Source organism: Anaerostipes sp. MSJ-23 (genome assembly GCF_018918155.1).
Classification (GTDB): Bacteria; Bacillota; Clostridia; order Lachnospirales; family Lachnospiraceae; genus Anaerostipes.
On record NZ_JAHLPY010000016.1, the window covers coordinates 50972 to 63160 of the forward strand.

The following is a 12189-nucleotide window of genomic DNA, read 5'->3' on the forward strand; positions in this document are numbered from 1 at the left end:
AAAGAGGAGTTTATTATGAGTAACTATTATATTTCACATTATTTCAATTTTCGAAATGCCGGTAATTTCATGTTAGTTTCACTGATTGCTCTTGCTGTTGTTCTTGCCATTGTTTTATGTACTGCCAAACTTCAAAAACACTATAAAATTAATGTTAAGAATCCGACACCGGAAGAATTAGAACAAATCAACAAACAACATAGAAAAAAAGAACTTTCCATGATTGAAAGCTTTTATGAGATGGTATTTTCCAGCACATCTGTGCTGATCTTTTTATCACTTTATTATGTTCTAGATGAAAGAATCCCCCAGGCATCATTTTTCTGGCATAAATATCAAGATATTTTACTTCTTGTATTTTTAGTACTTTCCGTATTTTTGACCTTTTGGTTTGACAGTATTTTTGTACTCCTGAAGGATCTTTCTTCTAAACAAAAAGCCTCTGTCCGTCTAATTTCGGCTTTTTATATTATTTTAATTTTAATGTACATTAAATTTATTTACAACGATTCCAACTATGACTCTCTCATTTTTTACTTTGTTATGCTCGCTGTTGGTCGTTTCGTTTATTTTGATTCTACATTAGAAGATATCAAAGATTCTTTTATAGGAATTGGTAAAAATATTCCACTTTTAATACTGATGGGAATTTATTCTGCTTTTGTATGTTGGTATGGATTTCATGTTAACTTCTTACTAACATCAAATGGTGTTATTATTAGTACACTGGTTGCACATTTATTTATGGATGTATCCATTTTTGTATTAAGCAAAACACGAATTATCAAATTATTTATTTGATCTATTTCTTTTCATCTAACAACATAACACCCTGTTTGGGATTTTCATTAATTGCACCAACTATTGGATGTGGTACATATGGTTCTTCCAAATACGCAATATCTTCTGCTGTCAGTTTCACATCAAAGGCTCCGACCGCATCATCTAAATATTTTTCTTTCGTAGCACCAATGATCGGAGCCGCAATACCTTTCGCCCACTGCCACGCAATAGCAATCTGTGACATCTTACATTCATATTTTTCAGCAAGATGATGTACACGATCTACGATATGCATATCCTGTTCTTCCATCCGATCATATTTTCCCATAGCTACACGATCTGTTCTTCCTCTAAGAGAGGAGGACTCCCACTGTGGTCTTGCCAGATGTCCTGCCGCCAAAGGACTATATGGCATTAAAGAAACATTCATCTGTTTACAAATCGGAATCAGCTCTCTTTCGTCTTCCCTATACAAAAGATTATAGTGATTCTCCATCGTTGAAAATGGTGTCCATCCATGATCTCTAGCTGCAAGCTGCATATTATAAAACTGATATCCATACATTGCAGATGCACCAAGCGCTCTTACTTTCCCCATTTTTACTAAATCATGAAGTGCTTCCATTGTTTCTTCAATTGGAGTATCATAATCAAATCGATGGATAATATATAAATCCAGGTAATCAGTACCAAGACGCTTCAAAGTTCCATCAATTTCTCTTAAAATTGCTTTTCTTGAAAGCCTTCCTTCATTAAAATAAACTTTAGAAGCAATGATAATCTTATCTCTTGCAGCATTCTTTTTTAATGCCTTTCCAAGATACTCTTCACTCGTTCCTTCAGAATAACCATTTGCTGTATCAAAAAAATTAATTCCAAGATCTAATGCATGATGAATCATTTTTTCACTTTCTTTTTCATCTAATGTCCAATCATGCATTGTACCAGCCTTTCCAAAACTCATACAGCCAACACATAATCTAGAAACTTCAATCTCCGTATTTCCTAATTTCGTGAATTCCATTTTTTCCTCCATTTCCTTGCTATTCGCATTCTGACTCTGTGTCAATTTTATTTTAAAACAATCCTTCCAAAATGTCCAAATAATATTTCTCTTTTTTAATTAATTTTTGATCTTCGTTTTTTCATCTGCAAAACTCTTGGCCGATTATATCTCTGAATCATTACAAAAATAAAATCTGCCAGACACGCAGCGATCGAAGTAAGGATAAACACTGCTGGGGCTCCATACCAATGAATAAAAAAAAGTGGAACAAATGACAATACCATAATCATTTCATGACTAACTTCCGCCTGTGTCATATTGTGAATCAGCTCATCAAAACTTCTATTTTTTACATCAAACTGTTCTGGTTTTGCTGTAATTGCTCTTTTTTTCCATTTTTTTACCCCTAAAATTTTATAAAAATGCTGTTCAAATTTATGTTGCTGGTACCACCAACATTCATAATGAAATTCTCGCTTTCGATAAAAAAAAGTCACGCTTTCTCCCACGATGATACGCATAATAAAATGGTAAGATGTCGTTAAAAACGTAACATATAATGAAAGGAAAAGCTCAAAAGGAAACCATATATAAAGGCATCGAAAAAGAATGGTTAATATAACAAAACTTAAAACACACCAGAACAATTTATAAAACCTTTTCGAATGATACAAAAAATCCCCCCTTTTTATAAATCCAACGTCCACAAGTCTTTATGTGGATTCACTTTTGCAAGACCAATCTGTGTCACTGTTGCTTCCAATGGCGCAAACTGTTTCTGCATAACTTCAAAAGCAATCTTCATCTGTTCCTTTGTTAATTTTTTTCCCATCGTAATATGCGGAAGCCATTGCATTGGACGATAAAATCTACTAATGCTTACTTCTGGAATATCTTTTACACAATCATAAATTTTTTTAGACAAGTCCTGCAAATATGCATTCAATAAAGGAGTTACATAAAAAACATAAGGAAACAACATTCCTGCAGATACAATCTGAATTTTTCCGCTTTTTACTCGATTTCTAAGCAATTCTACATATGGAATCAAAAGTTCTCCGCCTCTTGCTTCAACAGAAGAAATCGTCAAATGTGCAGGCACCTGATGATCTGTCATAAATGTATTTCCGGTTTCTTCTGCAATTTCTCGAATGTAACGATTCAGTACCTTCTGCGCATGACGATCAAAATAAGCTGATATTAAATACATATTTTCTTCCTTCCTTTTTTTATATTTCTTTTACTATACAAAATTTTTTAAAAAATGGCAAAAAACAAAGGTTCCTATAACAAAACGTATGCAATTTGTCCATTTGGGTTATGATCCCCACAGGAAAATACATCTCGATTCTTTCGTTCCATCTTTTCATATGATAAAATTATTTTTGAAACAGAACCTATGAGAAAAATAAAATTAAGAAAGGAATTTCGTATAACTATGATACAAGATATTTACCCACATAAATTAAATAATCAATATAAAACAAATGCTAAGGCCACTTTGGATAGTATCATTTTATATTTCACAAAAGATGGTCTCCTGCATCAGCTGCTAAGTCATGATGATATGCGCCAAATAGGAAAAGAAGATTTATTTTCCCTCGATGAAATGGTTCATACCGGAGATGGGAAAAACCTTGCAAGGCCTTATCATCTAAACGAAGAACCCCTGTTTCTTTCCTTTCCTAGACTAAGTGATTTTTCAGAGGACCATTCCGTTACCGAAGAATCTCTAACGTATCTTTTTTCTATTGATAAAGAGAACTACTTTCTATTAAACAAACAACCAGAAGAATTACCAGAAGGATATGCTTTTCAAAGCGTACGTGAACTTCGAAAAATGGAAATCGGTCCAAAGCACCGAATTTTTGCAGCAATTACAGGTCTCCAACTTTATAATTGGTACAGAAATAATCGTTTTTGTGGCCGTTGTGGACATTCAACCATTCCTTCCTCTACGGAACGTGCACTGAAGTGTCCATCCTGTGGCCATATCCTTTATCCTCGCATCGTACCTGCCGTTATTGTTGGAGTACGAAACGGAGATAAAATTCTCGTAACCAAATATAAAACAGGATTTTCTCATTATGCACTTGTAGCTGGTTTTACTGAAATCGGAGAAACTCTGGAGGAAACCGTAGAACGTGAAGTTATGGAAGAAACAGGTCTTCGTGTAAAAAATATCTGCTATTATAAATCTCAGCCATGGGGCATTGTTGATGACCTACTTGCCGGTTTTTACTGCGATGTAGATGGCAATACTGATATCCATATGGATCAATCAGAATTAAAACTTGCCGAGTGGAAAACCCGAGATGAAATCGTTCTGCAGCCAGATGATTTTAGCCTTACAAATGAAATGATGCAAGTATTTAAAAACGGAAGAGATTAATCTTCTCTTCCGTTTTTTCTTAATGTTGTCCACACCCATGCTCACCACAGGAATGTCCTTTTTCATGTTCCCCATGATGATTACAGGTTACATCCGTTGATACAAGTTCACCTTTCAGATATGCAGAAACTGCCTCATCCGCATAGCCAGATACACCAGAATATAATACTATTCCTTCTGTTGACAACGCATTTTTTGCCCCTTGCCCAATTCCTCCACAAATTAATATGTCAATGCCGTTATCCGAAAGGAAACCTGCTAAGGCTCCATGTCCTGCTCCATTTGTTTCCTCAACTTTGCTGTTTATGATCTTATGATCTGCTACTTCATAAATTTTAAAACTTTGTGTCTTTCCAAAATGCTGAAAAATCTGGCCCTTTTCATAAGTTACTGCAATTTTCATAGTCCGAACTCCTTTATCTTTATTCATTATATCTATCCTAAAATAATGTAACACGCTCGTATTTACAAAGCAATGCTATGAAATTTATAAGTTTCTTAAATAATCTGCACCATCTTTTTCATCTGTTACGAGTCCTTTGATATCTTCTTCCTCTTTTATAGTTCTCCACAAGGAAACAGATTCTGCCGACGGAGATTGACTAAGAACAAACGGTTCCATAACCATTGGACCATTAAATTTTATTTCATGAATTACTTTAGCTATCGCTGACCAATCAATATTACTTTTCTTTTTCCCTGTAGGAATTCTTCTGTTGGATTCTCTAAGATGCAAATATCCAAGACATCCTTGTTCGGAAGCTTTGCGAATGGAATCAGGGATATAGTCTTCCTCAATATTCATATGAAAAGTATCAAGAAGCAGTTTGCAATTTTCATTATTAATTGCCTGACACAGTGCAATTCCCTCGTCTACCGTATTTACAATATATTGCTCAAAACGATTTACAATCTCCATACAAAGAATCACGCCTGTTTTGTGTGCATGTTCTGCCACTTCCTTTAACCCAGAAATGGCATTTTCTGTACGAATTTTCTTAATCTCTGCTACATCTTTTCCTTCCGGTTTTGTATTCCATAATCCATATGGAATTTCTGAAAAATAGATGGCTCCCATCTCTTTGCATAGATCAATCATATATTTTAAATGCCGGATTCCTGCTTTATGAACTTCTATATTGGAACTTGAAATATCTCTTTGTGGTCTTAATCCTGTTCCATTTACTGTAATGCAAAGCCCTGCTTGTTTTATTTCTTTTCTTAAATCACTACGTTCCAGAGCAGACAATGAAACAAAGTCTGCTGCTTTTAATTCTATAATATCCATACCAGCCGCTTTTGTAAGACGAATTATTTGATGTATATTTTGTTTAGGATTTGTTCCACTCCAGTATGCAGTTTGTAATCCAATGGGATTTTTCATGATTTCTAACTCCTTTCCATGACATCTTCCTGACAAAACTACCGTACCATGAGACGATCATTTTGAAAATATATGGCGCTTATATTGACAAATTTTCAAAAATCAATGACTATTTTGAACGTTTCGATCATTTATTTTTGATCATTCGCATGATACAATTATTTTAAAATATTATATTGAAAGGATTTTATTCATGAATCAAGAACGACGAGAACAGATTTTAAATCACCTTTCCCAAAAAAAATTTTATAACAGTCAAAGATATGGCGAAACAAATTCATGTCAGCGAACCAACGGTGCGAAGAGCTTTTCGTGAATTGGAAAAAGAAGGATTGATCTATAGAAATCACGGAGGTGCTTCTTATCTTGCAGACAAGCATAATCAATGGCCACTTGCGTATCGAAGCCGTTCTCATCTAAAAGAAAAAACTTATATTGCACAACTTGCGGCCGCTTATGTCAATGACGGTGACTATATTTTTCTAGATTCTGGAAGTACTTGTTACTGCATGGCAAAAGAACTAACAAATTTCCATAACCTTCGAGTTCTCTCCCATGGGCATCCAGCAATTCATGTTTTATCCAAAAACGAAAATATCATTGTTGAATGCATGGGTGGCACTTACAGTCCAAAACACGATGCAACTTTTGGATATGAGGCCATTGATTTCATTCAAAAACGTCATGCGAAACTTTTTATTACCTCTGGATACTGTCTGAATATGCAATATGGAAGTATGGAAACATTCGAAGAGGAAGTCCCCGTCAAAAAAACTTTTTGTGAAAATGCAGATAAAACGATTCTGCTTATGGATACTTCCAAATATGGACAAGTCGGCTATTTCCAGACACTAAACTTCGACCAAATTGATGTTATCGTCAGCGATCAAAAACCACCAGAAGAATTTATTCATCATTTTGAAGCATTCAATATTGAATATGTTTATTAAAAACCATTTACTTTGAAAATAACAACGATTAGTCCTGTCATAGCCGCTGTAGCAAAAGATGCACAAACAAGAATGATTTTTTCTGTCCATTCCTGGTTCCTACACATTTTTGATAATAAAAAATAAATCACAAGACCGAAAATTCCTCCTATTGTATTTTCCATTAAGTCTGTAATATCACTTCTTCCAATTACAAAAATATATTGTAAAATTTCATAAATCAAACTGACAGAAAAAAAAGCGAATACTTTCTCTTTTATCTTCCAATCTCTCCATAACACCCCAGCATAAATCCCAAATGGACAGAAAATCAAAATATTTTCTATCATCTCTAATATATCCATTCTTCCATTTATTATCATTGCCCCCTTAAATGGAATCAGATTGAAACTTCTTATCCCATCTCCAATCCCATCAAGGGACAAACTCATCTTAAATAAGATGATCCATGTCATAACGACCATATAAAATAAAAATAAACCTTTTATCCATCCCCTTCTTTTTTCCCTCATTGTTCCTTTCCTCCCTTGTTGTTTCTAACTATAAAATAACAAACAAAAATGGAGAATTTCCCAATATTTTTCTTTCATTTTTCTTACAATATGACTTATGTCACCTCCATTTCCTTAATGTTAAATTCATTTCCCTGAATTAAATAAGTATGTTCGCTCTGGCAGTATGGACAAATCTTGGCATATCGGACAGTTTTATATGTTCCTTTACAATCTTCACAATAAGTAAGTGCCGGTATCATTTCTATTTTCAATTTGGCATGATCCATCATCGGTTCTTTTTTTACTGCCCAATTCCAACAGTCAATCAAATATTCATGAACAACTCCTGATACTTCTCCAATTTCCAGTGTTACCGATTCAATACTTTCTACCTGATTTTCCTTGGCTACTTTTTTTACATCACGAATCACATAAAAGACAACTCCAAGTTCATGCATATTTAATTTTTTCCTTTCCTGTGAATTGCGATTTTTGCTGCTCGTTTTAACTGATAAGGAATGATATGTTTAAATTTATCTTCTGCCCTTACCATTTTCGTACATTCCGGATGATCTCTGTGAAGGGTAATGGCATCAAAATTACATTTTGTAGTACAAATACCACAACCAAGACAACGGTTTGGATCTACTACAGATACCCCACATCCAAGGCATCTGGCAGTTTCCATTCTTACCTGTTTTTCTGTCAACGTCAGATTCCTATCTTTGAAAGATTTCTCAGGAATTCCCAAGTCCTTCTCTTCTATCTGTCTAGATGTATGATCGTAACTTTCTACTCGAATATTTTCTTTATCGAGCTCTAAAAACTCCCATCGATTGCGTCCGATTGTCATATGAGCGCCTTGTACATAACGATGTAGGGATTCTGCAGCATAATGCCCTTGTGCAATTGCATCGATCGCAAATTTAGGTCCGGTATAAACATCTCCACCTACAAAAATATCTGATTCCTTCGTCTGAAAAGTAAGTGTATCTGCCAATGGTCTATCTCCATGTCCTAACTCTACTTTTGTTCCTTTTAATAAATCTTTCCATACAATCTGCTGTCCGATTGCAAAAATGATACGATCACATGCAACATTCAAAATCTGCTTTTCATCATAAACCGGATGAAATTTATGCTCAGAATCAAAAATGGACAGACATTTCCAAAATGTAATTCCACAAACCTTTCCATCTTTTACAAGTACTTCTTTTGGCCCCCATCCATTTTGAATAACAACTCCATCTTCTCTTGCCTCGCAAATTTCTTCCATAGAAGCCGGCATTTCTCTTTCTGATTCCAAACAAAACTGTGTCACATTCCTAGCACCACTTCGACTGCTAACTCTGGCAGCATCTATTGCTACATTTCCTCCGCCAACTACGACTACTCTTCCCTCATAAGTTGTATTTCCAGTATTTGCTTGCTTTAAATAATCAATCGCCGTCATACATCCTTCTGATCTTTCATTTTTAATTCCAGGCAGCCGTCCCTCGCTGCATCCAATTGCTATGTAAAATGCTTTATATCCCTGTTTTCGAAGTTCATCTAAAGTAATATCTTTTCCAACTTCAACACCAGTTTTTATTTCAACTCCCATTTCACGCATTACATCAATTTCTGCTTCGATCACTTCTTTTCCAAGTTTAAAGGAAGGAATTCCATAACGAAGCATACCACCAGAACATTCATTTTTTTCAAATACGGTTGGATAATATCCCATTTCTGCAAGATAATACGCTGCACTCAGTCCTGATGGTCCTCCACCGATAATTGCTATTTTTTCTTCCCAATGTTCTTTATGAATGCTTGCCGGAATGACAACTGGAGGAACATATCTTGTTTCTGCTTTTAAATCCTGCTCTGCAATAAATTTTTTTACTGCATCAATTGCAACTGCCTGATCAATATTGCCTCTCGTACAGGCATCCTCACAACGACGATTACAAATACGTCCACACACAGCTGGAAATGGATTCTGTTTTTTAATCAACGCCAACGCTTCTTTATATTTTCCCTGTGCTGCTTTTTTCAAATATCCCTGAACAGCAATATGTGCTGGACAAGCAGTCTTACACGGAGCTGTTCCCGTCTTATGGCAATTGATTCTATTATGATCCCGGTAATCTGGATCCCATTTTTCTGGTCCCCATTTCACTGCATCCGGAAGTTCCTGTTTGGGATAACAAATCGATTTTCCATCCTTTGTACATAACTTTTGCCCAAGTTTTACTGCTCCTGCTGGACAATACTCTACACAACGTCCACATGCTACGCATTTTTCTTTATCTACATGAGCAACATAGGCAGAACGTGACATATTTGGTGTATTAAACAACTGTGAAGTTCGAAGAGCATTACAAATATTTACATTACAATTACAAATACCAAAAATCTTATTTTCCCCATCAATATTTGTTATTTGATGAACAAACCCATTATCTTCTGCACGCTTTAAAATTTCTAATGCCTCTTCTTTTGTAATATCATGTCCTTTCCCAGTTTCTCTACAGTAATCTGCAAAATCTCCAACACCGATACACCAACCATAATCATCGTCTGCACATCCTTCTCCAATTGCCTTTCTTGAAGCCCGACAGCTACAACGCCCGACACCAATTTTTCCTTCATATTTGCCAAGCCAATAAGAAAGATGTTCAAGATCCACCGACTGATTTTCCATAGAAATGGCTTTTTCTACTGGAATTACATGCATACCAATTCCCGCACCCCCTGGAGGAACCATCTGTGTAATTCCTGCCAATGGAATAAACGTCATTCTTTCAAAAAAAGATGCAACATCCGGATGATCTCTTAACCTTGGATTACTGCCATCTGGTGTCTCTTCCATATTAAATAATTCGGCTGATCCTGGAACAAACATCGGAAGAATATATCTACGCTCTGTTTGTTCCTTTGTACGTCCATTATGATCATAATGATATCCATAATCATACTCCAAAAGCCCAATATAGCTCATCTCATCCAAAAGTTTTCGAAATTTTTCCTCTCCTGCATGATCAATATGATTTATCTTGCACATTTCCTGAAAGGTATATGGCGTTCTAAGTTTCATAGAAAGTCCAATCTCTGCCATTTCTTCCGTGATAATTTCAGCCAATCCCCAGTATTCTGGATCTTCCACTTTAACACCTTTTAACTTATGAGCAGCAACATCTGTGATTTTCTTTCCAAGTGCAATAATCTTCGGACTTGGGTTTTTATCGTTTTTGTGTCTTGCTGGCCATTCATTATATTGATTCATATCCATAGCTACATCTCCTTTCTTTGCTGCCTTACATTACGATTCTTGCCATTGCCTTACTTCCTTTTCCAACCACTTTGTCCATTCCTTTATTCCCTCTCCTATACGGGCAGAAATTGGAATAATCTTAGCTTTCGGGTTTCTCATCAGAATATTTTTCCTACACGTTTCCATATCAAAATCAAAGTATGGCAACACATCAATTTTATTAATTAAAACAACATCACATATAGAAAACATTAATGGATATTTCAGTGCCTTATCATCTCCTTCCGGAACACTTAAAATCATGGCATTTTTTACTGCTCCAGTATCAAATTCTGCTGGACAGACAAGATTTCCAACATTTTCAAGAACTGCAAGATCAAGAGATCCCGCCTCAATACCTGCAAGTCCCTGTGCTGTCATACCAGCATCTAAATGACACATGCCGCCTGTATGTAATTGAATCGTTTTGACACCCATTTTTGAAATTGTTGCCGCATCTACATCTGAATCAATATCCGCTTCCATCACCCCGATTTGAAGCTTTTCTTTTAATAGCTCAATCGTTCTTTGTAATGTTGTTGTCTTACCAGATCCAGGAGAAGACATCAAATTTAAAAGGAACACTTTTTTCTCTTTCAATTCTTCTCTTAGCTCCTTCGCACGTCTGTCATTATCCGCAAATATACTTTGCTTAATTTCTAAAACTCTGAATTCCCCCATATATTCTTCCTCCTTTTCTTTCATTGTTATCTTTTTGTTATTGTAGCATTTTGTATATTTTTCGTCAATTTATCAAATGTTTTTTATACATTTTAACTAAATATGTTGGATTTTTCTTGACATTAAAAGTTTTTATTTCCCATAAAATAAAAAAAGGGGCTGTAAAAAAACTGAACTGCTCCCCGTCAAGTAGACAATTGAAAAAATATAAATTTTTCCTGCCAGCAGAAATTTATCTGCTGGCAGTTTTTATGCAACAAGAACCATAAAATCAAGGAACGCCAGAACCGACATTTGCCGGAAAACTAGCGTTCTTTGATTAGGGACTTATTTTACAGCCCCTTCAACTCCCCTGCCCCTCATTTTTGAGAGGTAGGTTTCTTTTTTGGCCTTTTTCCTTCATAATAGAATCATGAATATCCTACAAAAGATCTTTACAGATCATTATGAAGAAATGAAATATACTCTTCATCCCAGACCTGCTGAGATGAAAAATATCGATAAGATGATCAACTGTGGTGATCCTTCTTTTGGTGGTGCCATGTATGGCTGTACCCACTGCGGAAATCTCAAGTTTGTTCCTTTCCGCTGTCACAGTCGTTTCTGTCCTACCTGTGGCAATAAATACTCATGGAACGTACTACCTCTATGTCTTTTAAACTCGTTCATGTCAGACACCGCCACTGTATTTTTACCATCGATGAATCCCTCCGTGATTTCTTTTTGCAGGATCGTTCTCTCCTTGATTATCTCTTTCATTCTGTCTCCAATGTCATCCTTCGTATGTTTTCTAAAATGAATCAACATAAAAACTTTACCCCTGGTTTTATCATGGTCCTACATACTTTCGGCAGAGATCTCAAATGGAATCCTCATATCCATTGTCTCATCTCCGAAGGCGGTTACAGTGATCATGCTTTCTGGCGTAATGTTTCTCATTTCAACTATCCTTTTCTTCGCAATGCTTTTCGTACTGCTCTCCTCAAAGAAATGTTACTCCGCATCGGTCCTTCTTTTAAAAAAGTTTCTGCCAGATGTTATCTTGAACATGAACACGGCTTCTATGTTTATGCTAAACCGAACCATTGTGATCCTAAGACTGTTACCAAATATATCGGTCGGTATCTTGGTCGCCCTGTCATTGCCACTTCCAGAATCGATTCTTATACGGGTGATCTTGTCTCTTTCCATTACAATCGTCACG

The 12189-nt window shown here is 35.7% G+C and carries 12 protein-coding genes and 1 pseudogene; 4 read left to right on the forward strand and 9 right to left on the reverse strand.

Annotated elements, in window-relative coordinates; genetic code table 11:
* The first annotated feature begins 15 nt into the window (after positions 1–15).
* Positions 16–801 carry a hypothetical protein gene (locus KQI71_RS10015; RefSeq protein WP_216435859.1) on the forward strand — a complete coding sequence of 262 codons (786 nt, stop codon included), beginning with the start codon at positions 16–18 and terminating at the stop codon, positions 799–801.
* 1 nt (position 802) lies between these two features.
* Here the strand turns inward: KQI71_RS10015 and KQI71_RS10020 are convergent, their stop codons facing one another.
* The 3 genes from KQI71_RS10020 to KQI71_RS10030 form a co-directional block, all read right to left on the reverse strand.
* Positions 803–1807 (reverse strand): aldo/keto reductase, encoded by a 1005-nt coding sequence (locus KQI71_RS10020; RefSeq protein WP_216435861.1) that lies wholly within the window; start codon positions 1805–1807, stop codon positions 803–805.
* Positions 1808–1902: 95 nt separating this feature from the next.
* Positions 1903–2286, reverse strand: coding sequence for a hypothetical protein (locus tag KQI71_RS10025; protein WP_216435863.1), 384 nt, complete (start codon positions 2284–2286; stop codon positions 1903–1905).
* 191 nt (positions 2287–2477) lie between these two features.
* Positions 2478–2999: a 2'-5' RNA ligase family protein gene (locus KQI71_RS10030; protein ID WP_216435865.1), complete on the reverse strand. Its 522-nt coding sequence runs from the start codon at positions 2997–2999 to the stop codon at positions 2478–2480.
* 228 nt (positions 3000–3227) lie between these two features.
* Here KQI71_RS10030 and nudC point away from each other — a divergent pair, with 228 nt between their 5' ends.
* Positions 3228–4181 (forward strand): NAD(+) diphosphatase, encoded by a 954-nt coding sequence (nudC, locus tag KQI71_RS10035; RefSeq protein WP_216435867.1) that lies wholly within the window; start codon positions 3228–3230, stop codon positions 4179–4181.
* A 19-nt stretch (positions 4182–4200) separates the two neighbouring features.
* Here the strand turns inward: nudC and KQI71_RS10040 are convergent, their stop codons facing one another.
* Positions 4201–4584 (reverse strand): NifB/NifX family molybdenum-iron cluster-binding protein, encoded by a 384-nt coding sequence (locus tag KQI71_RS10040; protein WP_216435869.1) that lies wholly within the window; start codon positions 4582–4584, stop codon positions 4201–4203.
* 84 nt (positions 4585–4668) lie between these two features.
* On the reverse strand, positions 4669–5565 hold the full coding sequence (locus KQI71_RS10045) for a sugar phosphate isomerase/epimerase family protein (RefSeq protein WP_216435871.1): 897 nt from the start codon (positions 5563–5565) through the stop codon (positions 4669–4671).
* A 248-nt stretch (positions 5566–5813) separates the two neighbouring features.
* Here KQI71_RS10045 and KQI71_RS10050 point away from each other — a divergent pair, with 248 nt between their 5' ends.
* Complete coding sequence (locus KQI71_RS10050) at positions 5814–6515, forward strand: DeoR/GlpR family DNA-binding transcription regulator (RefSeq protein ID WP_330655400.1); 702 nt, start codon at positions 5814–5816, stop codon at positions 6513–6515.
* On the opposite strand, the gene KQI71_RS10055 is transcribed toward KQI71_RS10050, so the two are convergent.
* The 4 genes from KQI71_RS10055 to hypB all read right to left on the reverse strand — a co-directional run bounded on the left by KQI71_RS10055 (position 6512) and on the right by hypB (position 10985).
* Positions 6512–7027, reverse strand: coding sequence for a VanZ family protein (locus KQI71_RS10055; protein WP_216435873.1), 516 nt, complete (start codon positions 7025–7027; stop codon positions 6512–6514). The genes KQI71_RS10050 and KQI71_RS10055 overlap by 4 nt on opposite strands.
* A gap of 95 nt (positions 7028–7122) precedes the next feature.
* Complete coding sequence (locus KQI71_RS10060; RefSeq protein WP_216435875.1) at positions 7123–7467, reverse strand: hydrogenase maturation nickel metallochaperone HypA; 345 nt, start codon at positions 7465–7467, stop codon at positions 7123–7125.
* A gap of 2 nt (positions 7468–7469) precedes the next feature.
* Positions 7470–10277 carry an FAD-dependent oxidoreductase gene (locus KQI71_RS10065; RefSeq protein WP_216435898.1) on the reverse strand — a complete coding sequence of 936 codons (2808 nt, stop codon included), beginning with the start codon at positions 10275–10277 and terminating at the stop codon, positions 7470–7472.
* A gap of 36 nt (positions 10278–10313) precedes the next feature.
* A complete protein-coding gene (gene hypB / locus KQI71_RS10070; protein ID WP_216435877.1) occupies positions 10314–10985 on the reverse strand; it encodes a hydrogenase nickel incorporation protein HypB in 672 nt (223 codons plus the stop codon).
* 412 nt (positions 10986–11397) lie between these two features.
* Between hypB and KQI71_RS10075 the strand changes: the two are divergent.
* Positions 11398–12189: pseudogene (locus KQI71_RS10075) on the forward strand (IS91 family transposase); the annotation flags it as partial.

Bases quoted from the DNA above. Each gene is read 5' to 3' on its own strand.
- KQI71_RS10015 (WP_216435859.1), top strand. From the start codon at position 16: ATGAGTAACTATTATATTTCACATTATTTCAATTTTCGAAATGCCGGT.
- KQI71_RS10020 (WP_216435861.1), bottom strand. From the start codon at position 1,807: ATGGAATTCACGAAATTAGGAAATACGGAGATTGAAGTTTCTAGATTA.
- KQI71_RS10030 (WP_216435865.1), bottom strand. From the start codon at position 2,999: ATGTATTTAATATCAGCTTATTTTGATCGTCATGCGCAGAAGGTACTG.
- nudC (WP_216435867.1), top strand. From the start codon at position 3,228: ATGATACAAGATATTTACCCACATAAATTAAATAATCAATATAAAACA.
- KQI71_RS10040 (WP_216435869.1), bottom strand. From the start codon at position 4,584: ATGAAAATTGCAGTAACTTATGAAAAGGGCCAGATTTTTCAGCATTTT.
- KQI71_RS10045 (WP_216435871.1), bottom strand. From the start codon at position 5,565: ATGAAAAATCCCATTGGATTACAAACTGCATACTGGAGTGGAACAAAT.
- KQI71_RS10055 (WP_216435873.1), bottom strand. From the start codon at position 7,027: ATGAGGGAAAAAAGAAGGGGATGGATAAAAGGTTTATTTTTATTTTAT.
- KQI71_RS10060 (WP_216435875.1), bottom strand. From the start codon at position 7,467: ATGCATGAACTTGGAGTTGTCTTTTATGTGATTCGTGATGTAAAAAAA.
- KQI71_RS10065 (WP_216435898.1), bottom strand. From the start codon at position 10,277: ATGAATCAATATAATGAATGGCCAGCAAGACACAAAAACGATAAAAAC.
- hypB (WP_216435877.1), bottom strand. From the start codon at position 10,985: ATGGGGGAATTCAGAGTTTTAGAAATTAAGCAAAGTATATTTGCGGAT.